Annotated in this window: 18 protein-coding genes; 2 read left to right on the plus strand and 16 right to left on the minus strand. The window is 64.0% G+C overall.

All coding sequences use genetic code 11. From position 1 onward, the window contains the following. Positions 1 to 96: 96 nt before the first annotated feature. From ACF8GB_RS12295 to ACF8GB_RS12345, 11 genes are all read right to left on the minus strand, one after another. A complete protein-coding gene (locus ACF8GB_RS12295; protein ID WP_058639552.1) occupies positions 97 to 1101 on the minus strand; it encodes a PleD family two-component system response regulator in 1005 nt (334 codons plus the stop codon). Between the two features lie 51 nt (positions 1102 to 1152). Then, positions 1153 to 2166, minus strand: coding sequence for a chemotaxis response regulator protein-glutamate methylesterase (locus tag ACF8GB_RS12300; RefSeq protein ID WP_392527104.1), 1014 nt, complete (start codon positions 2164 to 2166; stop codon positions 1153 to 1155). Further along, positions 2163 to 4466 (minus strand): hybrid sensor histidine kinase/response regulator, encoded by a 2304-nt coding sequence (locus ACF8GB_RS12305; RefSeq protein ID WP_392527106.1) that lies wholly within the window; start codon positions 4464 to 4466, stop codon positions 2163 to 2165. Before ACF8GB_RS12305 ends, ACF8GB_RS12300 begins: the two co-directional genes overlap by 4 nt. Further along, a complete protein-coding gene (locus ACF8GB_RS12310; protein ID WP_100852121.1) occupies positions 4463 to 5131 on the minus strand; it encodes a chemotaxis protein CheW in 669 nt (222 codons plus the stop codon). The genes ACF8GB_RS12305 and ACF8GB_RS12310 overlap by 4 nt, the downstream gene beginning before the upstream one ends. Continuing rightward, the gene (locus ACF8GB_RS12315; RefSeq protein WP_058639556.1) at positions 5128 to 6393 is read right to left on the minus strand and encodes a protein-glutamate O-methyltransferase CheR; all 1266 of its coding nucleotides are present in this window, start codon (positions 6391 to 6393) and stop codon (positions 5128 to 5130) included. The genes ACF8GB_RS12310 and ACF8GB_RS12315 overlap by 4 nt, the downstream gene beginning before the upstream one ends. Next, positions 6390 to 6896 (minus strand): chemotaxis protein CheW, encoded by a 507-nt coding sequence (locus tag ACF8GB_RS12320; RefSeq protein ID WP_058603759.1) that lies wholly within the window; start codon positions 6894 to 6896, stop codon positions 6390 to 6392. The genes ACF8GB_RS12315 and ACF8GB_RS12320 overlap by 4 nt, the downstream gene beginning before the upstream one ends. Before the next feature lie 5 nt (positions 6897 to 6901). Further along, positions 6902 to 8524 (minus strand): methyl-accepting chemotaxis protein, encoded by a 1623-nt coding sequence (locus ACF8GB_RS12325; RefSeq protein ID WP_058639557.1) that lies wholly within the window; start codon positions 8522 to 8524, stop codon positions 6902 to 6904. A gap of 142 nt (positions 8525 to 8666) precedes the next feature. Continuing rightward, the gene (locus tag ACF8GB_RS12330; RefSeq protein WP_078479446.1) at positions 8667 to 9350 is read right to left on the minus strand and encodes a tellurite resistance TerB family protein; all 684 of its coding nucleotides are present in this window, start codon (positions 9348 to 9350) and stop codon (positions 8667 to 8669) included. A gap of 150 nt (positions 9351 to 9500) precedes the next feature. Then, positions 9501 to 10607, minus strand: coding sequence for an NADH:flavin oxidoreductase/NADH oxidase (locus ACF8GB_RS12335; protein ID WP_392515067.1), 1107 nt, complete (start codon positions 10605 to 10607; stop codon positions 9501 to 9503). Between the two features lie 226 nt (positions 10608 to 10833). Continuing rightward, entirely contained in the window at positions 10834 to 12543 is a 1710-nt protein-coding gene (gene recJ, locus ACF8GB_RS12340; RefSeq protein ID WP_058639559.1) for a single-stranded-DNA-specific exonuclease RecJ, read from the minus strand. Between the two features lie 8 nt (positions 12544 to 12551). Next, positions 12552 to 13094: a YaeQ family protein gene (locus ACF8GB_RS12345; RefSeq protein WP_023534041.1), complete on the minus strand. Its 543-nt coding sequence runs from the start codon at positions 13092 to 13094 to the stop codon at positions 12552 to 12554. A 132-nt stretch (positions 13095 to 13226) separates the two neighbouring features. Here ACF8GB_RS12345 and ACF8GB_RS12350 point away from each other — a divergent pair, with 132 nt between their 5' ends. Further along, on the plus strand, positions 13227 to 14426 hold the full coding sequence (locus tag ACF8GB_RS12350; RefSeq protein ID WP_197843869.1) for a CaiB/BaiF CoA-transferase family protein: 1200 nt from the start codon (positions 13227 to 13229) through the stop codon (positions 14424 to 14426). A gap of 2 nt (positions 14427 to 14428) precedes the next feature. After that, a complete protein-coding gene (locus tag ACF8GB_RS12355) occupies positions 14429 to 15391 on the plus strand; it encodes a TIGR02285 family protein (protein WP_392515074.1) in 963 nt (320 codons plus the stop codon). Positions 15392 to 15517: 126 nt separating this feature from the next. Here the strand turns inward: ACF8GB_RS12355 and ACF8GB_RS12360 are convergent, their stop codons facing one another. The 5 genes from ACF8GB_RS12360 to ACF8GB_RS12380 all read right to left on the minus strand — a co-directional run bounded on the left by ACF8GB_RS12360 (position 15518) and on the right by ACF8GB_RS12380 (position 20210). Then, a complete protein-coding gene (locus ACF8GB_RS12360) occupies positions 15518 to 15799 on the minus strand; it encodes a DUF3509 domain-containing protein (RefSeq protein ID WP_023534040.1) in 282 nt (93 codons plus the stop codon). A 78-nt stretch (positions 15800 to 15877) separates the two neighbouring features. Then, on the minus strand, positions 15878 to 16297 hold the full coding sequence (locus ACF8GB_RS12365; RefSeq protein ID WP_058603764.1) for a response regulator: 420 nt from the start codon (positions 16295 to 16297) through the stop codon (positions 15878 to 15880). 126 nt (positions 16298 to 16423) lie between these two features. Then, positions 16424 to 17833, minus strand: coding sequence for a threonine synthase (thrC, locus tag ACF8GB_RS12370; RefSeq protein ID WP_058603765.1), 1410 nt, complete (start codon positions 17831 to 17833; stop codon positions 16424 to 16426). Positions 17834 to 18078: 245 nt separating this feature from the next. After that, the gene (locus tag ACF8GB_RS12375; protein WP_023534107.1) at positions 18079 to 19383 is read right to left on the minus strand and encodes a homoserine dehydrogenase; all 1305 of its coding nucleotides are present in this window, start codon (positions 19381 to 19383) and stop codon (positions 18079 to 18081) included. Positions 19384 to 19466: 83 nt separating this feature from the next. Beyond that, on the minus strand, positions 19467 to 20210 hold the full coding sequence (locus ACF8GB_RS12380; RefSeq protein ID WP_027913823.1) for a thioredoxin fold domain-containing protein: 744 nt from the start codon (positions 20208 to 20210) through the stop codon (positions 19467 to 19469). Positions 20211 to 20354: the final 144 nt, after the last annotated feature.

A 20354-nucleotide genomic window follows, 5' to 3' on the forward strand; every position in this document is an offset into this window, starting at 1 on the left:
CGAGTCGGCCGCGTGGCGGCAGACCCGCCTGACAGTCGTCGACGACCAGACGCCGGGTGCAGCCAGCCGAGAAAGGTGCACCCCTGCCCCGGCTTGCTAGGCGACACCCACTTGGTTGCGGCCACCGTTCTTGGCCTGGTACAGCCCCTTGTCCGCCGCCGAGATCAATTGCCGGCAGTGGCTGCCGATGGGCGGAACCTGCGTGGCCAAGCCCACGCTGACGGTCAGGTGCGACCCGGCAGACGGTGCCATGTGCTCGATCGCCAGGCCCAGCACGCTCTGGCGCAGTTTCTCGGCGACCAGCCTGGCGCCACCTGGGGAGGTGTTGGGCAACACCAGGGCAAACTCCTCGCCGCCATAGCGGGCCGGAAGGTCGCTGGGCCGCGAGCACGACCCACGGATGGCCTCTGCCACGCGCCGCAGCGCTTCGTCTCCGGCCAGGTGGCCAAAGGTATCGTTGTAGGCCTTGAAATAATCGACGTCGATCATCAACAACGACAACTGTTGCTGCTCGCGCATCGCCCGTCGCCACTCAAGCTCCAGGTACTCATCGAAATGGCGTCGATTGGACAGCCCCGTCAAGCCATCGGAGTTCATCAGCCGTTGCAGCATCAGGTTCGAATCGAGCAACTGCTGCTGGCTGACACGCAGGGCGCGGTAAGCCTCGTCGCGCTGCAGCAAGGTGAGGTAGGAGCGCGAGTGATAGCGAATGCGCGCCACCAGCTCGATGGTATCGGGCAGTTTGACCAGGTAATCGTTGGCCCCGGCCGCGAACGCGGCGCGCTTGACCAGCGGGTCTTCCTTGGTCGACAGCACGATGATCGGGATGTCCTGGGTGGCCGGGTTGCTGCGGTACTCACGCACCAGCGTCAGGCCATCGAGCCCAGGCATGATCAGGTCCTGCAGAATTACCGTGGGCTTGATGCGCATGGCCTGCTGCACCGCTTGGTGCGGGTCGGCGCAAAAATGAAAATCGATGTTGTCTTCATCGGCCAGGCCCCGCCGCACGGCTTCGCCGATCATGGCCTGATCGTCTACCAGCAGCACCATCGCCGAGTTTTCATCGGCGGCGGCGAACCCTTCGATGGGGAGCTCATTCATGGCTGGTCACCTGAACACGGTCGGCCAGGCGGCATGATTCGTTACACTTCGTCATTGTGCAAAAACTTCCGTCAGACGCCCGGCTATGCCTTCAAGCGGGCGGATTTCCACTGCGGCATCGATCGCCGCAGCAGCCTTGGGCATGCCATAGACAGCACTGCTGGCCTGGTCCTGGGCAATGGTCAGAAAACCCCGTTGGCGCATCATCTTGAGCCCCTGTGCTCCGTCGCGCCCCATGCCGGTGAGCAGCACCCCCACTGCCTCGCCTGACCAGTAGCGCACCACGCTTTCGAAGAAGACGTCGATCGAAGGGCGGTAGATTTCATTGACCGGTTCGGCAGTGTAGGCCAGTTGCCCGTTCTGTAGCAGACGCAGATGGTGGTTGGTTCCGGCCAACAGCACCTGGCCAGGTTGCGGTGGCTCCCCTTCGCGTGCCAGGCGCACTGGCAGCCCGGCTGCACTGCTGAGCCATTCGGCCATGCCGGCGGCAAAGACCTGATCCACATGCTGAACCAGCACGATCGCGGCCGGAAACCCTGCTGGCACCCCTTTGAGCAGTACCTCCAGGGCCGCCGGGCCACCTGCTGATGAACCGATAGCCACCAACCCTCGTCGCTGGCTTGCTTCACGCAGCGGTGCGGCAACCGGCCTAGGCGTCGGCGGGCGCTGCTGGCCAATCAGCCAGCTGATGTTGAGAATCTTGCGCAGCAATGGCGCGGCGGCTTCACGGGCGTCGCCAGCGCCCAGCGTCGGTGTATCGACCACATCCAGTGCGCCATGCCCCATGGCTTCGAATACCCGGTGCACATTCTGCTTGCGATCGACCGTGACGATGACGATGGCGCACGGGGTATCGGCCATGATCCGGCGAGTCGCTTCCACGCCATCCATCACCGGCATGATCAAGTCCATCAGGATCAGGTCCGGCTGCTGTTCCTGGCAGCGTTGCACGGCTTCGGCACCGTTGCTGGCTACCCACACCACTTCATGGGCAGGTTCCAGCGCGACGGCGCGGCGCAAGGCCTCCACTGCCATGGGCATGTCATTGACGATGGCGATCTTCATCCGTGAGCACCTCCGATCAGTTCGACTACAGCATCGAGCAACGCATCGTCGTGGAAACTGGCTTTAGCCAAATAGTAGTCGGCCCCGGCATCCAGGCCACGCCGTCGGTCTTCCTCCCGATCCTTGTAGGAAACCACCATGACAGGCAGCGATTGCAGGCGCTGGTCACGGCGCACCAGGGTGACCAATTCAATGCCGTCCATGCGCGGCATGTCGATGTCGGTGATCAGCAAGTCGAAATCGTCGCCGCGCAGGGCATTCCAGCCATCCATGCCATCGACCGCCACTGCGACGTCGTAGCCGCGATTGCCCAGCAGCTTGCGCTGCAGCTCGCGCACCGTCAGCGAGTCGTCGACGACCAGTACGCGTTTGCGCGCCAGACCAGAGACGCCGGCACCGCCGCGCTCGACGCGCTCGAGCGTGCCGGTGCTGAGCAGTTTGTCGACCGAGCGCAGAATGTCCTCCACATCGACGATCAGCACCACCGAACCGTCGTCCAGCAGCGCCCCTGAAGAAATGTCCTGCACTTTGCCCAGACGCGGATCGAGCGGCATCACCACCAGCACCCGCTCACCGATCAGGCGCTCGACGGCCACGCCGTACAAGCGCTCGCGCTCGCGGATGACCACGACCCGCAGGCTGTCCTGGTCGGTTTGCCCGGCCGGCCGGTGCAGCAACTGGCTGGCCGCTACGAGACCGATGTGCTGGCCGTCATGCCAGAAATGCTGCCGCCCTTCAATCTGCACGATGTCGTTGGCATCCACCGCCAGGGTGTGTTCGATATGCGCCAGGGGGAAGGCATAGGCTTCCCCGCCGACTTCCACGACCAGGCTGCGCACGACCGACAAGGTCTGCGGTACCTGCAGGTGGAAGCGGCACCCCAGCCCGGGCGTCTGGGTCAGTTCGATCGCCCCGCGCAATTCGCGAATCATGTGCTGCACGGCGTCAAGCCCTACACCCCGCCCGGACACTTCGGTCACCGTGTCCCGCAGGCTGAAGCCTGGCAGGAAGAGGAACGTGAGCAATTCATCGTCACTCATGCGCGCGACGGTTTCGGCTGGAGACAGGGCACGCTCGACAATGCTGGCACGCAGGCGATCCAGGTCCACACCGGCACCGTCGTCCATCAGCTCAAGGCTCAGCATCCCGGCATGGTGCGAGACGCGCAGGCGGATCAGCCCCTCTTCGGGCTTGCCCGCCAACAGCCGCCTGTTTGGCAGTTCGATGCCATGATCGACCGCGTTACGCAGCAAGTGGGTCAGCGGAGCCTCGAGCTTTTCCAGCACGTCACGATCGACCTGGGTTTTCTCGCCTTCGATGACCAGGCGCACCGGTTTGCCCAGGGCGCGCCCCAGGTCGCGCACCATGCGGCTCTGCCCGGCCAGCACATCGGCAAACGGGCGCATGCGGCAGGCCAGGGCGGTGTCGTAGAGCAGTTGCGCGCGCTGGCTGGCCTGCCAGCCGAATTCGTCCAGATCGGCCGCTTGCTGACGCAGGATCTGCTGGGTCTCGGCCAACAAGCGTTGAGTCTGGGCCAAGGCTTCGAGTACCTCGTTCCCCTGGCCGCTGTCTTCGAGTTGCAGGCGCAAGCCATCGAGCGCCTGCATGCCCTGGCCATGCATGCGCTTGAGGCGCTGCAAGGTGGCCAGGTAGGGCTTGAGACGCTGGGTTTCAACCAGGGACTTGCTGGACAGGTCGAGCAGGCTGTTGAGCCTGTCGGCGGTCACTCGCAGTACCCGCTCGCCCCCTTCGACCGTGCGCTTGCCGGCCTTGCGACGTGGCGCAGGCTCGGCATCGGCGGGCGGCTCAGACGCCGGTGCAGGCGGCGCGGTCGGTGTCTGGCTCGCAACCGGCGGCGGCGCCATGGGTGGACGGGCCTGCGCGGGGGCGGCAGGTGCAGCGCTCGGCCTGCCGGGCTCCAATACGGCGGCCATCAGCACCAGGAAGCCAGGCACATCGTCCTGGGCGGCTGTGTCGCTGGGCGTTGCAATGCGCATCAACAGGTCGGTGCCCTGCAGCAGCGCGTCGATGTGCTCAGCGCTCAGGCGCAGGCGGCCTTCCTGGGCCGCCACCAGGCAGTCCTCCATCACGTGCGCAACGCTGACACCGGCATCCACGCCAACGATGCGTGCAGCCCCTTTAAGGGAATGGGCTGCGCGCATGCAGGCTTCCAGCTGGTCGGCCTGGGTAGGGTTGCGCTCCAGGGCCAGAAGCCCGGCGCTGAGTACCTGCGTCTGGGCCTCGGCTTCAAGGCTGAACAGTTCGAGCAACGAGGCGTCGCGCATTTGCTCAGGGGTCATGACAGGCTCCGCTGTACGGCAGACAACAGCTGTTGCTCATCCAGCACACGCACGCTGCGCCCGCGCCATTGCAGCACCGCTGCCGTGAAGCGCATGGCGTCGTGAGCAAGGTCCGTGGGCCGATCAAGCCGGTGGATACCATCGATTTCCTCGACGGCCATGACCACCGGGCCACCCTCGGCTGCCAGGATCAGCATGCGTGGCAAGCCCCGATTGTTGCGCTGTTCAGTCGCACCGCCAGGGGTACCCAGCAGCTCCTGCAACGACAGGCACGGCACCAGGGCACCCCGCACATTGGCAACGCCCAACAGCACGCGCGAGCGCTGATGGGGTAGCGAATGCACGGCCTGCAAGGGCGCGATTTCGGCCAGGCATGCCGTAGGCAACGCCAGCCACTCCTCCCCCAGGCGGAACAACAGCATCGAGCGCCCTGTACAGGCCTGCTCGACCGCTTCCAGGTCCGGCTGTGCGTCGGTGTCCTGCACCAGTGCGTAGCGGTCCAGCAGACGCGTGGCCGCGGCGGCGTACACCTCGCAGTTGCGACAATGGACATGACGCTCAAGCAGCGGGCATTGCTTGTTGCCATGCACGCCGATGCGATTCCAGCAGTCATCGATGCGCACATCGGTTTCGGCGAGCAGGTCGGTCACAGCCTCATCGTTCATCGGTCGGCCTCCCGACCCGCACGCATGGCACGGCTTTGCAGACGCTGGGCCCCGGCCTGGTCACCCTGGGCCTGCAAGAGCGCGGCCAGGTGAACGAGCGCTTCGGGGTGCTGCGGCTCAAGGTACAGCGCCTTGCGGTAGTGAACCTGCGCTTGTTGCAAATCACCTTCGGTGTCGCTGAGCAGACCCAACCAATAGTACACCTGGGCCGACGGGGGGTACTGGCGCAGGTAACGCTGGCAGGCATCACGCGCCTGCTGGCTGTTGCCGGCATTGGCATGCTCGGCAATGCTTGCCAGCAATTCGCGGGCACCGAGCCCGGTAGCTTCGACGGCCTGCCGGTCAGGCACAGGCCCAAGAGACCCGCGCATGCGTGGCAGGGGGACATTGGTCGGCCGGTAGCCGGTCAACGGCTTGATGGGTTCGCGTTGAATCGGCACGGCCGGCGCCGGTCGTTGCTGAGCCATATCGTCTTGGCGCACATAGGCAAAAGACTGGGCAATGCCCACCGGACGCATACCAAGGCGAGCCAGCAGGCTGCCTTCGGCGGGCCCGATGAACAGCACGCCTTGGGGGTGAAGCAGGCGCTTGAGGGTTTCGAACACCCGTTGCTGGGTGGGTACATCGAAATAAATCAGCAGGTTGCGGCAGAACACGAAGTCGTAGAGGCCCTCCCGGCTGGCCAATGCCGGATCAAGGACATTGCCGACGTGCAGGGTCACTTGCTGGCGCACACGGTCATGCACACGATGGCCCTCGTCGATGGCATCGAAGTACCGTTCGCGAAAACCCAGGTCGTCGCCACGAAACGCGTTGCGCCCGTAAAGACCCTGGCTGGCCTTGGCCACAGAGGCAGGGCTGATGTCCATACCGTCGATCAGGAAGGATGCCGGGGCGATGCCGGCATCGAGCAGCGCCATCGCCAGCGAATAGGGCTCTTCCCCTGTCGAACAAGGCAGGCTGAGCAAGCGCAGAGGGCGAGCGGCGGCCAATTCGGCCAGGCGTTTGTGCGCAAGGCTTGCCAGGGCAGTGAAGGACTCGCGGTAGCGGAAGAACCATGTCTCCGGCACGATGACCGCTTCGATCAGCGCCTGTTGCTCGGCCGGCGATTGCTGCAGGCGCAGCCAGTAGTCGTCCAGACCGCTGGCACCCAGCGCCGCGCTGCGCTGACGCAGGGCACGCTCGACCATCGATGCGCCCACCGACTCGACGTCCAAACCTATGCGCTCACGCAGAAAATGAAAGAAATGCCGCTCGTTCATGCGCAGGTCCCGCCCTGTGCGTCAGGGTACAGCACACGGTGCACGGCCTCGGGCAGCACCTGGTCGACCTCGATGCGCTGCACCAGCCCCTGGGCATCCTGGCGGACCGGCCCCAGGTAAGGTGCGGGGTCATTGTCCACGCCATAGGGTTTGAATTCATCAGCACGGCAGCGCAGGGTTTCGGTGGCGTGCTCCAGAATCAGGCCCAGTTGCAGTGCGCTGCGATAGCGCACCAGCACCAGGCGGGTACTGGTACGTTGCAGCGCCGGCCGCCCTATGCACAAGGCAGCCAAGTCCACCACCGGCACCAACTGGCCACGGTGGGCAAGAATGCCCGCCACCCAATGCGGCGCTTGCAGCACTGGCTTGAGAGGCTGACGGGGCAGCACCTTGATTACCTCCTGCACGGACAGGGCAAAACGCTGGTCACCCAGGTGAAACTGCAGGTACAGCGCGCCGTTGTCGTGGCCTGCCGGCACGGCGCGCGGTTGCATGTCGATCATCGTCTTCAGACTTTGAAGCGCGACACGCCGCCGCGCAGGCCGGCGGCGACCTGGCTCAGCTCGTCGATGGCAAAACTGGCCTGGCGCAGCGACTCCACAGTCTGGGTACTGGCGTCGCTCAATTGCGCCAGCGCCTGGTTGATCTGCTCGGCACCGGTGGCCTGGGCCTGCATGCCCTCGTTGACCATCAGTACCCGCGGCGCCAGTGCCTGGACCTGATGGATGATCTGGCTCAGTTGCTCACCGACCTGCTGAACCTCGAACATGCCGCGGCGCACCTCTTCGGAAAACTTGTCCATGCCCATGACCCCGGCCGACACGGCCGACTGGATCTCACGCACCATCTGCTCGATGTCATAGGTCGCCACCGCCGTCTGGTCGGCCAGGCGGCGCACTTCGGTGGCCACTACGGCGAAACCGCGGCCATATTCCCCGGCCTTCTCGGCTTCGATGGCCGCGTTGAGCGACAGCAGGTTGGTCTGGTCGGCCACCTTGACGATGGTGACGACCATCTGGGTGATGTTGCTGGCCTTCTCGTTGAGAATGCCCAGCTTGGCGTTGACCAGGTCGGCCGCACCCATGACCTGGTGCATGGTTTCTTCCATGCGCGCCAGCCCCTGCTGGCCGGAGCCGGCCAGGCTCGACGCCTGATCGGCGGCCGAGGTGACTTCGGTCATGGTGCGCACCAGGTCGCGGGACGTGGCGGCGATTTCACGCGACGTGGCACCGATTTCGGTCGTGGTCGCAGCCGTCTCGGTGGCGGTAGCCTGCTGCTGCTTGGAGGTGGCCGCGATTTCCGTCACCGAGGTGGTGACCTGCACCGACGAGCGCTGCGCCTGTGCCACAAGATTGGCCAGGGCCTCGGCCATTTCATTGAAACCGCCCTGAACCGCACCGAACTCGTCCTGGCGGTCCAGGTTCAGGCGCATGCTCAGGTCACCGGAGCGAAGCCTGTCCAGCGCAGTCACGATGAGGCTCATGGGCGAGGTAATGGCGCGCAGCAGTAGCAGGCCACAGATACCGGCAGCCACGATGGCCAGCAACAGCGACACGACCATGCTGCCCTTGGCCGTGTTCACCGCGCTGACGATTTCCCGGGTGGCGGCGTCGGCGGCCAAGCGATTCTGTTCGATCACCTCGTTCAGGTGCTTGCGCCCTTCGACCCAGGTGGGGGTCAGCACTTGGGCGATCAAGCGCTGGGCTTCGGCATAATTGCGTTCTCGATACGCATCGAGCACCTGATTGACGTTCTGCATGTAGGCTTGTTCGAGCTTCACGAAGGCGTCGAAGCGGGCCTGGTCCTCGCCATCGCGAATGGTGGTCTGGTAACTGGCCATGTGTTGCTTGAGCCGGTCTTCGAAACTCTTGAAGAGTTCGATGTCGGCTGAGCTGATCTCGCGCCGGTCAGAAAGCCCGACCAACTGCTGGCTGGTGACGTAACTGTCCACCCATGCGCTGCGGATCATCGAGCTGTAGTAGACCCCCGGAATGCTGTCGGCCCCAACTTCCTGCTCGGCAGATTCGATGGTCACCAGGCGTGAATAGGCCGCCACGATCATCAGCAGCATGATGGCGATGATCACGGCGAAACTTGCCAGGATCCGTTGGCGCAACGTCCAGTTCTTCACATTCAGCCCTCAGGGATTCACTACGAGCAGGAAAAATCGCCGAAGTATAGCCCAGGCGTCCTACAGAATTGCGCGTCAAATTCTGACAGAACGCCCCGCCACCGCAGTGATCCTCCCGATTGGGCCAAGCTGCACGCGCGGCTTATCCCTGCCGCGCCTGCTTTTCCAGCTCCTCGCGCAACCCGTGGGCCAACCCCAGCTGGCGCGCCAGTTCGTCCAGGTAAGCACGCTCCATGTAGTTTTCCTGATCGACCATCATCACGCTGGCCAAGTACATCTCGGCAGCGATTTCCGGCGTCTGGGCGGCCCGGGCCACCTCGGCCGGGTCCAGCGGCTTGTCGAGCTCCGCGTGCAGCCACTGCTGCACTTCACGGTCACCGTCCAGGCGGGTGAACTCACCCTCGATCAGCGCACGCTCGCGCTCATCCACATGACCGTCCGCCTTGGCCGCAGCGACCAGTGCGCGCAGCACCGCCTGGCTGTGCTGCTCCACCTGGGCCGCAGGTACGCGGTCCACCGTCTGCGGCTCTGGTGTAGGGGCCTGTTGGTTGGCCTGCTGGGCCTGCCAGTTGCCATAGGCCTTGTAGGCAAGCACGCCAAGCGCGGCCAGGCCCCCGTAGGTGAGCGCCTTGCCGCCAAACTTGCGGGCTTTCTTGCTGCCGAGCAACACGCCCAGCGCACCGCCGCCAAGCAGGCCGCCACCTGCGCCTGACAGCAACCCGCCGAGCCCGCCGGCGCCTGTACCCGTCTTGGCCCCGCCCGCCTGCTTCTCTAGCAGTTGCTGGCCGGATTTGAGCAATTGATCAAGCAAACCCCGGGTATTCATCATGCGCATCTCCACATCAGGGAAGTCAGCAGCCAGAGTAAGACTTGCCCCACATCACGCCACAGAGGATTTGCTTCCAGATGTTGCATCGTCGCAGGCCGGCGGCGGCTTGCCGGTGCCTAGAGGCCCGCCGCCGGCATCCAGGGCCGCTTAGTCGCGCAGGTCCGATTCGTGAATGGGGCTCGACCGGCTGGTGGCCCGCTGATATTGCGCCGGCCAGGTGGCCTGGTGGCCGCCCAGGTCGTCGTCTGCATGCAGCGGCCAGTACGGATCGCGCAGCAGCTCCCGGGCCAGGAAAATCAGGTCGGCCTGGCCTGTGCGCAGAATGTGCTCGGCCTGGGCCGGCTCGGTGATCATGCCCACGGTGCCCGTGGCCATTTCCGACTCCTTGCGCACGCGCTCGGCAAAGCGGGTCTGGTAGCCAGGGCCGGTCGGGATCTCGGCATTGCTGGACGTGCCGCCCGAAGACACATCGATCAGGTCCACCCCAAGCATACGCAGGCGTCGGGCCAGCTCGACGGTTTCGTCCGGGTTCCAACCATCTTCGACCCAGTCGGTGGCCGACACCCGCACGAACAATGGCAACTCGGCCGGCCAGACCGCACGAACCGCTTCGACCACCTGCAAGGTCAGGCGGATGCGGTTGTCGAAACAGCTGCCGTATTCATCCTGACGCTGATTGCTAAGCGGCGACAGGAACTGGTGCAGCAGGTAACCGTGGGCCGCGTGCACTTCGACCACTTTGAAACCCGCCTCCAGCGCGCGCTTGGCCGAGGCGACAAAGGCCTGCACTACTTCCTGGATCTGCGCATGGGTCAGCTCACTGGGCACGGTGTGTTCAGGATCGAACGCGATCTTCGACGGCCCCACCGGCTGCCAGCCGCCCTCCTCCAACGTGACGCTGCCATGCTTGCCTAGCCACGGGCGGTAGGTACTGGCCTTGCGCCCGGCATGGGCGAGCTGGATACCCGGGATTGACCCTTGGGCGGTGATGAAACGGGTGATGCGCTGCAAGGGGGCGATCTGCGCGTCGTCCCACAGGCCAAGGTCTTCAGCGGTGATACGACCGTCGGCCGTGACTGCCACGGCCTCGGTGACGACCAGGCCCGCCCCGCCGACGGCACGGCTGCCCAGATGCACGAGGTGCCAGTCGTTGGCCAGGCCATCGACCGAGGAATACTGGCACATCGGTGATACGGCGATGCGGTTCGGCAGGGTCAGCTGACGCAGGGTGTAAGGCTCGAGCAGCATGCTCATGAGGGCACCTCCCAATGGCTGCAAAGTGATCCGGCCCGGGCAGTCAACCACGCATCCCTGGCCCGGTACCGGTCTGTGTTCAGACTAGACCAGATTAGGTAGGGGGAAGGTTCCATGGGGTTTGGCCGCGATGCCCTGGGCGTTGCGTAAAAAGCCTTGATACGCGGTGAGGCTGCGTTGAATACAGCCTGACCTCTTTTCGAATTTTTTTCACACAGCTCCTGGCTCAGCGCGGCTCCATGTGGGCGATCATCAGTTGCACGCTTTCATTGCCGCGAAACTCGTTCACATCCAGCTTGTAGGCCAGCTCCACCCAGCGCACGGTCGGGTTGGGCCAAACCTCGCGGTCGATACCGAAGGCGATGCCGTCCAGGCGCACCGTGCCGCACTCACTCTTGAGCACGACTTTCAAATGACGCTCACCCACCACGCGTTGTTCGACCAGCTGGAACACGCCGTGGAACAGCGGCTCCGGAAAATGCTGCCCCCAAGGCCCGGCTTGGCGCAGCGCCTTGGCCAGGTCCAGGTGGAATTCTTCCACCGCCAGGCTACCATCGGACAGCAGCCGCCCGGTGAGGTCGTCCTCGCACAGCTGGCGGCGCACCTCCTGGTCGAAAGCCTCGGCGAACGCGGGGTAGTTGGCTTCGGGCAAGGACAGCCCTGCCGCCATGGCATGGCCACCGAACTTGCTGATTAGCTGTGGATGGCGCGCGGCCACCGCATCGAGCGCATCGCGGATGTGAAACCCCGGCACTGAGCGCGCAGAGCCCTTGAGCATGCCGTCGCCGGCATCGGCGAAGGCGATGGTCGGGCGGTGATAGCGTTCCTTGAGGCGAGAGGCGAGGATGCCAATGACGCCCTGGTGCCACTCTGCATCGAACAGGCACAGCCCATAGGGCATCGACTCGACCGGCAAGTCCCGCAACTGGGCCAGCGCCTCGCGCTGCATGCCCTGCTCGATAGACTTGCGGTCCTGGTTCAGGCCGTCCAATTGCTGGGCCATGTCCAACGCCAGGGCAGGATCCTCGCAGAGCAGGCACTCGATACCCAGGCTCATGTCGTCCAGGCGCCCTGCGGCGTTCAACCGCGGGCCCAGAATGAAACCCAGGTCGGTGGAGGTGATGCGCCGGTGGTCGCGCTTGGCCACCTCCAGAATCGCCTTGAGGCCAGGCCGGGCGCGTCCGGCACGAATGCGCTCCAGACCCTGATGCACCAGGATGCGATTGTTGGCGTCCAGCGGCACCACGTCGGCAACACTGCCCAGGGCAACCAGGTCCAGCAGTTCACCAATGTTCGGCTGCGGCTGGGTGTCGTAGCGGCCCAGGCTGCGCAAGCGCGCGCGCAGGGCCATGAGGACGTAGAAAATCACCCCGACCCCTGCCAGCGACTTGCTCGGAAACGGGCAGCCTGGCTGGTTGGGGTTGATGATGGCATCGGCGTCCGGCAGCGCCTCGCCGGGCAGGTGGTGGTCGGTCACCAGCACCTTGAGGCCAGCCGCCTTCGCCGCCGCGACGCCGTCGACGCTGGAGATCCCGTTGTCTACCGTGACCAGCAGCTGTGGTTGGCGCTGCAATGCCACTTCGACGATTTCCGGCGTGAGGCCGTATCCGTACTCGAAGCGGTTGGGCACCAGGTAATCCACGTGGGCCGCACCGAGCAGGCGCAAACCCAGCACGCCGACGGTACTGGCCGTGGCGCCATCGGCATCGAAGTCACCGACGATCAGAATGCGCTGGCCTTGGTCGATGGCCTGCAGCAGCAGGTCGACGCCCGCGTCGATGCCTTTGAGCTGCTGGTAGGGCAGCAGGCGCGCCAGGCTTTTGTCCAGTTCGGCCTCGCTTTGCACGCCACGGGCGGCGTACAGGCGCGTCAGCAAGGGTGGCAGGTTGCCAAGAAACGGCAGGGTCGGGGGCAGCGGGCGGGGTTCGATACGCATGGGAAGGTTCAGCCGCGCTCCCCCAGCAGCCACTGCAATTGCACTTCGTGCTGGCCACGGTCATCGGTCACGAACACCGTGCCTTCGCTGATCATCACATCCCATTTGATGCTGCGGGGCATGTCGGTGGCCAGGGTTTCGAGCACCTCCTGGGGCACGGCCGCGATGCTGAGGTTCTTGAGGTTCTTCACCGCGCTCACCACCTTGCCTTCCCACACCCGCAGGCTACCGTAGGCCAGCAGGCTGGTGCGTTCGGTACGGCGCGAGCACCAGGTCAGGCGATCGGCATCTGGCTGGCCTACTTCGATCCAATGCAGCACACGGTCGTCCAGGCTTTTTTCCCACAGCGCCGGCTCATCGACGTCCGACAGGCCCCGACCGAATGTCAGGTTTTCGTTGTACCAAAGCGCATAGGCCAACAGACGAACCGCCATACGCTCCTCGGTTTCCGAAGGGTGCCGCGCGATGGTCTGCTTGACGTTCTCGTACACATTGCGGTCGAGGTCGGTCAGGTTCAGTTCGAATTTGTAGGTGGTGGACGGCTGGGCCATGGTCGGGGTGCTTCTTGCCTGAAGAAAAGTCGCACAGTCTAACCGATCCAGTCCCCGGTTGCGCCGCGGCAGTATCTGCCGCATCGCAGCTGTGATAAAAACACCGCTCTTTACAGCTGCCACGGATGCCCCATGTCGACGTCAAGCAAACCCCTCGCCGGCCTTAAAGTGGTCGAGCTCGGCACCTTGATCGCCGGGCCATTCGCGGCGCGCATCTGCGCCGAATTCGGCGCCGAGGTGGTCAAGGTGGAATCGCCCGACGGCGGCGACCCGTTGCGCAAGTGGCGCAAACTTTACGAGGGCACCTCGCTGTGGTGGTTCGTGCAGGCGCGCAACAAGCGCTCGCTTACCCTCAATCTCAAGCACCCCGACGGGCGCGAGGTCCTGCGCAAGCTGCTTGCCGAGGCGGATATCCTGATCGAAAACTTCCGTCCGGGCGTGCTTGAAAAGCTTGGCTTTGGCTGGGACGTGCTGCATGCGCTCAACCCGCGGCTGGTCATGGTGCGTCTATCAGGCTTCGGTCAGACCGGGCCGATGAAGGAGCAGCCGGGCTTCGGCGCAGTGGGCGAGTCCATGGGTGGTTTGCGCTACATCACGGGGTTCGAGGATCGCCCGCCCGTGCGCACCGGTATTTCCATCGGCGACTCCATTGCAGCGTTGTGGGCGGTGATCGGCGCACTGATGGCCCTGCGTCATCGCGAGGTCAACGGGGGGCTTGGCCAGGTGGTCGACGTGGCGCTGTACGAGGCCATCTTCGCCATGATGGAGAGCATGGTGCCGGAGTTCGACGTCTTCGGTTTCATCCGCGAGCGCACGGGCAATATCATGCCGGGCATCACGCCCTCCTCCATCCATACCAGCGCGGACGGCAAGCATGTGCAGATCGGCGCCAATGGCGATGCGATCTTCAAGCGTCTGATGGTGGCTCTCGGCCGTAGCGACCTGGCCGAGGATTCGAGCCTGGCCACCAATGACGGGCGAGACCTGCGCCGCGATGAGCTGTACGGGGTCATCGATCGCTGGGCCAACGGATTGCCGCTGGAACAGCTGATGCAGGCCCTGACCGCAGCCCAGGTGCCGGCCAGCCGCATCTACTCGGCTGAAGACATGTTCAGCGACCCTCAGTACCTGGCGCGCGAGATGTTCCTGCAGGCGCGCCTGCCCGATGGCAAGGCGTTCCGCATGCCGGGCATCGTCCCCAAGCTGTCCGGCACCCCGGGCTCTGCCGACTGGGTCGGGCCGGCACTGGGCGAACACACCGACGAGCTGCTGGGCCAGCTGGGCTATGATGCGGCCGCCATCGCTGCCCTGCGCCAGGCGGGCGCTGTCTGAGCCTGTCGCTATCCCATTGCCTGCGCCCCGCCAGGTTGGCATGGACGGGCGCCGTGCTGGCTGCACTGCTCAGCGTGCCCTCAAGCGCTCAGGAGCGGCTGCTGTGGCTGGTGCGTGATCTGCCACCGTTCAGCGTATCCGACGGCCCGGAAAAAGGTCATGGGGTGATCGACCAGCTGTTACCGCAGCTGATCCAGCAGATGCCCGAATATGCGCACAGCATCGTGCGGGTCAATCGTGCGCGTGGCTTGCAGATGCTGCAGGACAGCAGCAGCCTGACCTGTGACCCGATGCTGCTATGGACCGCCGAGCGCGCCCGCTATGTACGCTTTTCCATCCCGTTGCTGGGCGTGCAAACCAGCGGCCTGGTCGTGCGCAAGCAGAACCATGCCTTGGTGGCGCCCCACCTCGACGGTGATGAGGTCGATCTTCAAGGCCTGCTGAGCGACCCATCGCTACGCCTCGGTGTAGTGGCAGAGCGCAGTTATGGGGCTGTGATCGACGCTACGCTGAGCAACCTGCCAGATGCCGCCGTCAGCCGGCACTACGGCACCCAGGCCACCGCCAACCTGCTGCAGATGCAACGCTTGGGCCGACTGCGCCTGGTGCTCGGCTACTGGCCGGAAGTTCGCTATCTGATCCAGCAACAAGGCGGATCGCCGGCTGACTACCAATTTCACCCGGTACAGGGTGTGAAACCCTACCAATTCCTGCATGTGGGCTGCTCGGCCAGCCCGCAGGGACAAGCCGCCATGGCCCACATCGATCAGGTCTTGACCCAGCTGCGCCAGACGGTGCTACCAAAACTATATGCGCATTGGCTCGACCCCGCCCAGCAGGCGGACTACCTCGAACACAGCCGAGCCTTCTTCAACGACCACGCGGCGGCACACCCCGAACGCCCTGAACAGGACGAGCGCCACGCCGCTGGGTCGATCGACCTTCCAAACCCTCAACCCAGATAAAAAGAAACCCCGGACGCTGGGGAAGAACGTCCGGGGTCAAGCGAAAGCCCTTGAGCTTCCAGCGACAGCAGTGGCCATGCGGGAGCAAAGCAGTGGCCGGCTGTACTGATCAATCTGATGACTCGCTCAGGCAAAGGTTCCCTGAGGTTGCTGACGCTGCTGCAACGCAGCAATCACGCAAGGCTGCAGCCGCCCTTCGGCGATCTGCAGATCACGGTGCAGACCATCGACCATATCCACCAGCAGGCGTTGCTCCTGCAATTGACGCTCGCTGACCGTGCGTTGCAATACCACCCTGGCCAGGTGGTCGTGGACGGTCAACTGCCGGTTACCGTGGCTATCGGCCAGACCCAAGTGCGCCTGGTAAGGGGTGAGGGCTTGGTTGAGCAGTCTGCAGATTCGTTCCATCCGGATTACTCGCTTGCTTGATGAGTTGTAAGGAGCAGACCTGCAAGCGAAGCGGAAAGTTCTAACCTTCCATGCTGTTCAATGCGCCGTCAGTGCTTCCATGGGCTGCGACCTTTCACGTTCGGACGGGCTGGGCAGTATTTGCAACGCCCTTTGCAGGGCTGGGGAAGACAGTGGCCATGGCAACTCCGCGATGACGTGCAAGCCAAAACTGCGGGCCTGTTCAGCCAGGTTGCGCCGCCGGGCGCCTGCCTGGCCTACGAACAGCACCGGGCAGGTGGGCGGTAACCGCTTGAGCATCGCAGTCCCCGTGCGGGTGGGCATGGCATGGTCGAAGATCAATAAATCCGGGGAGAATGCGCTCGAAAGGCACGCGTCGAGCTCGGCCTTGTCCTGACAGATCCGCACCTGAAACACGCCCTGGGCATTGAGGGCCTGGTGCAGAAGGATCTGGTGGGACGGGCGCACGTGATGAATCAGTACATGGGGCTGTTGCATGAGCCGCTCCTGCTGGGAGGACCGGCTAATCTAGGCGCGAAGACGATCGGCCAGAATAGGATTTGTCTGAATTAAACCATCGAAACCGCTGAGGCTCCGGATCGGTCCGACCCGGAGCCTGCAAGGTCAGAGCGGCTTGCCGCGATTGCCGTGCTGGCTGACGAAGCTTTGTACTGCCTTGAGGTCATTGGGCAATACGGTGCAACGCTCTTCGCGGCTAAACAGGTCGCTCATGTGCACGGGCAATTCAAGCGCCTTGCCAACGCCCGCCTGCTCGACCGCCTCGGGGAACTTGACCGGGTGTGCAGTACCCAGCACGACCATGGGCGTATCCAGGCTACGGCGGCACTCGCGACCGGCTTTGACGCCGATGGCCGTGTGCGGGTCCAGCACCTCGCCGGTCGCCTCAAACACCTCGGCGATGGTCTGGCAGGTCTGTTCATCGGTGACGGCCAGCGAATCGAAGAGCTTGCGTGCCTCGGTCCAGCGGTCCTGTTCGACGCTAAAGCCGCCGCCCTGGCGGAAGTTGGCCATCAACTCGGCGATCGATGCACCGTTACGACCGTGCAGATCGAACAGCAGGCGCTCGAAGTTGGACGAGACCATGATGTCCATCGACGGCGACAGGGTGGCGTGCAACTGCTCCTTGACGTACTGGTTGCCGCTCATGAAGCGGTGCAGGATGTCGTTGCGGTTGGTGGCCACCACCAGTTGGCTGATCGGCAGGCCCATGTTGCGTGCCAGGTAGCCTGCGAAGATATCGCCGAAGTTGCCGGTTGGCACCGAGAAGGCCACCGAACGGGCCGGGCCGCCCAACTGCAGGGCGGCATGGAAGTAGTAGACGATCTGGGCCATGATCCGCGCCCAGTTGATCGAGTTGACGGCCACCAGACGGGTGCCCTTGAGGAACGACTGGTCGGCGAAGCTCGCCTTGACCATTTCCTGGCAGTCATCGAAGTTGCCTTCGATGGCGATGTTGTGGATGTTCTCGCCGAAGATCGTCGTCATCTGCCGACGCTGCACTTCCGAGACCCGCTGGTGCGGGTGCAGGATAAAGATGTCGACGTTGTCGCACCGACGGCAGCCCTCGATGGCGGCGGAGCCGGTGTCGCCGCTGGTGGCACCGATGATCACCACGCGCTCGTTGCGCTTGACCAGCACATGGTCGAGCAAGCGACCAAGCAGTTGCAGAGCGAAATCTTTGAATGCCAGGGTCGGCCCGTGGAACAGCTCAAGCACCCACTCGTTACTGTCGAGCTGACGCAGCGGGGCAACGGCAGCGTGGGCGAATTCGCCGTAGGTTTCTTCGAGGATCTTCTTGAAGTCGGCATCGGCGATGCTGCCCTCGACGAACGGGCGCATGACTCGGAATGCCAGCTCGTGGTACGGCAGGCCCGCCCAGGATGCGATTTCTTCCTGGGTGAAACGTGGCAGGTTTTCCGGGACGTACAGGCCACCGTCGGTAGCCAGGCCGGCGAGCAATACGTCTTCGAAGTTCAGGGCCGGTGCCTGGCCGCGGGTACTGATATAGCGCATGGGACAAACCTTTGGTTTGAGCGGCAAGCCTCGTTTGCCCGCAGCAGGAAAGGGCCAGTGGCCTCGAACCTGGGCGGCATGCCTTGGCTTGCCGTGACTATAGGGTGTTCTAAAGCCCCTACGCTGCATCTAGCTGCAGCGTCGAGGGTGTCGCTGGGGCTCTGTGCAACAAGCCCTGGTACTTGGTCACGCAGGTACGCAAACAGCCTTGCCGGACGCTCGTCACAAGGCTGTTCAGGCCAACCCTAGTTGAGCTGCTCGACGCGAATGCGCACGACCTGGCCCACCACATCCTGCAGGGCCTCGAGGGCGACGATGGCGTCGTTGATGCCCTGCTCCACCACGCGGTGGGTCAACAGGATCATCGGCACCAGGCCGTCTTGCTCTTCGGCTTCCTTTTGCATGATCGATTCGATGTTGATGCCGCGCTCGGACAGAATGCTCGCCACCTGGGCCAGCACACCTGGGTGGTCCTTGGCCTGGATACGCAGGTAATAAGCGCTCTCGCAGGCTTCGATTGGCAGGATCGGGTGCGCCGACAGCGAATCGGGCTGGAACGCCAAATGGGGCACACGGTTTTCCGGGTCAGAGGTCATGGCACGGACCACATCCACCAGGTCGCCTACCACCGAGGAAGCGGTCGGTTCCATTCCTGCGCCTGCGCCGTAGTACAACGTCGAGCCGGCGGCGTCGCCGTTGACCATCACGGCATTCATCACCCCATTGACGTTGGCGATCAGGCGGTCAGCCGGAATCAGCGTCGGGTGCACGCGCAACTCGATACCTTCGGCGGTACGGCGTGCCATGCCCAGGTGCTTGATGCGGTAGCCCAAGGCTTCGGCGTAGTTCACGTCGGCCGTGGTCAGCTGGGTGATGCCTTCGGTATAGGCTTTGTCGAATTGCAGCGGAATGCCGAACGCGATCGACGCCAGGATGGTCAGCTTGTGCGCCGCGTCGATGCCCTCGACGTCGAACGTCGGATCGGCCTCGGCGTAGCCAAGCGCCTGGGCTTCGGCCAGCACATCCGGGAAGGCGCGACCTTTCTCGCGCATTTCGGTGAGGATGAAGTTGCCAGTACCGTTGATGATCCCGGCCAGCCAGTTGATACGGTTAGCCGACAGGCCCTCGCGAATGGCCTTGATCACCGGAATGCCACCGGCCACCGCCGCTTCGAAGGCGACGATCACGCCCTTTTCACGGGCTCTGGCGAAGATTTCGTTGCCATGCACGGCGATCAACGCCTTGTTGGCGGTGACCACGTGCTTGCCGTTTTCGATGGCCTTGAGCACCAGGTCGCGGGCTACGGTGTAGCCGCCAATGAGCTCGATGACGATATCGATCTCGGGGTTGCTCGCGACTTCGAACACATCAGCGGTAATGGGGGTACCGGTAATCTGGCAGTTCGGGTTCTGCGAGCGCATGGCGATCTGGGCCACTTCAATACCGCGCCCGGCACGGCGGGCAATCTCCTCGGCGTTGCGCTGAAGTACATTGAAGGTTCCGCCACCGACGGTCCCCAACCCACAGATGCCTACTTTGACCGGTTTCACTGTGAACTCCCCATTGAACGGCCGACACCTTTGCCGACCGTGAAACATGCCGTCACCCCATGACGACGGCGTATTGAACTGTATTACTTGGCAAGCGCCAGCTTGGCGACCTGCGGTGCAGGCTGGTAACCCGGAATCACCTGGCCGTTTTCGAGCACGATGGCCGGCGTACCGTTGACGCCGATCGACTGCCCCAACTGGAACTGCTTGCTGACCGGGTTGGTGCACTTGGCTGCCTTGATTTCATCACCCTCGACCATTTTGTCCATGGCCTTGCGGCGGTCGCTGGAGCACCACACCGCCTGCAATTGCTGGTCGCCGGCCGAGCCCAGGCCTTGGCGTGGGAAGGCGACGTAACGCACTTCGATACCGCGGCGGTTGAGTTCGGGTACTTCGGCATGCAGCTTGTGGCAGTACGGGCACGTGGTGTCGGTAAAGACGGTGATGTGGGACTTGGTTTCGCCCTTGGCCGGATACACCACCATCTCACCTGCCGGAATGCCGTTGATGAGCTTGGCAATGCCCAGGCGCTCGGCTTTCTCGGTCAGGTTGACGGGCTTGCCGTCCTGGATCTGGAACAGATAACCCTGCATCACGAACTGGCCATCGGCGCTGGCGTACAGCACGCGCCCGCCTTGCAGCTTGACTTCGTACAGGCCGCTGACCGGGCTGCTGGCCACGCTTTCAACGGGCACTTCCAGGGACAGGTTCTGCAATGACTTGCGAATGGCCTGCTCTGCGCCGACGGGTGTATCGGGCGCCGCAGCCACGGCAAAGGTGCTGGCCAGCGCCAAGGCGGCGGCGGCGAAAAACGGGGTCACGCGCATGGATACTCCTGAGGGCGGACAGGGGCCGCAGAGCGTCACCTGAGCAAAACGACGAGGTGACTGGGCGGCCCTTGGTGCTAACCGCCCAAGCCTACCACATCACGCCTGGCTTGAAGCCGCCGCAGACTGTCGGTTGGCCGAACA

This window comes from Pseudomonas sp. xss_4 (assembly GCF_043104125.1).
In the GTDB taxonomy this organism is placed as follows: Bacteria; Pseudomonadota; Gammaproteobacteria; order Pseudomonadales; family Pseudomonadaceae; genus Aquipseudomonas; species Aquipseudomonas parafulva_B.

Excerpts from the sequence above, each read along its gene's own strand:
- ACF8GB_RS12305 (WP_392527106.1), bottom strand. The coding sequence starts at position 4,466 with ATGACCCCTGAGCAAATGCGCGACGCCTCGTTGCTCGAACTGTTCAGC.
- ACF8GB_RS12350 (WP_197843869.1), top strand. The coding sequence starts at position 13,227 with ATGTCGACGTCAAGCAAACCCCTCGCCGGCCTTAAAGTGGTCGAGCTC.
- ACF8GB_RS12380 (WP_027913823.1), bottom strand. The coding sequence starts at position 20,210 with ATGCGCGTGACCCCGTTTTTCGCCGCCGCCGCCTTGGCGCTGGCCAGC.
- ACF8GB_RS12360 (WP_023534040.1), bottom strand. The coding sequence starts at position 15,799 with ATGGAACGAATCTGCAGACTGCTCAACCAAGCCCTCACCCCTTACCAG.
- ACF8GB_RS12365 (WP_058603764.1), bottom strand. The coding sequence starts at position 16,297 with ATGCAACAGCCCCATGTACTGATTCATCACGTGCGCCCGTCCCACCAG.
- ACF8GB_RS12345 (WP_023534041.1), bottom strand. The coding sequence starts at position 13,094 with ATGGCCCAGCCGTCCACCACCTACAAATTCGAACTGAACCTGACCGAC.
- thrC (WP_058603765.1), bottom strand. The coding sequence starts at position 17,833 with ATGCGCTATATCAGTACCCGCGGCCAGGCACCGGCCCTGAACTTCGAA.
- ACF8GB_RS12315 (WP_058639556.1), bottom strand. The coding sequence starts at position 6,393 with ATGAACGAGCGGCATTTCTTTCATTTTCTGCGTGAGCGCATAGGTTTG.
- ACF8GB_RS12320 (WP_058603759.1), bottom strand. The coding sequence starts at position 6,896 with ATGATCGACATGCAACCGCGCGCCGTGCCGGCAGGCCACGACAACGGC.
- recJ (WP_058639559.1), bottom strand. The coding sequence starts at position 12,543 with ATGCGTATCGAACCCCGCCCGCTGCCCCCGACCCTGCCGTTTCTTGGC.
- ACF8GB_RS12330 (WP_078479446.1), bottom strand. The coding sequence starts at position 9,350 with ATGAATACCCGGGGTTTGCTTGATCAATTGCTCAAATCCGGCCAGCAA.
- ACF8GB_RS12300 (WP_392527104.1), bottom strand. The coding sequence starts at position 2,166 with ATGAAGATCGCCATCGTCAATGACATGCCCATGGCAGTGGAGGCCTTG.
- ACF8GB_RS12310 (WP_100852121.1), bottom strand. The coding sequence starts at position 5,131 with ATGAACGATGAGGCTGTGACCGACCTGCTCGCCGAAACCGATGTGCGC.
- ACF8GB_RS12295 (WP_058639552.1), bottom strand. The coding sequence starts at position 1,101 with ATGAATGAGCTCCCCATCGAAGGGTTCGCCGCCGCCGATGAAAACTCG.
- ACF8GB_RS12335 (WP_392515067.1), bottom strand. The coding sequence starts at position 10,607 with ATGAGCATGCTGCTCGAGCCTTACACCCTGCGTCAGCTGACCCTGCCG.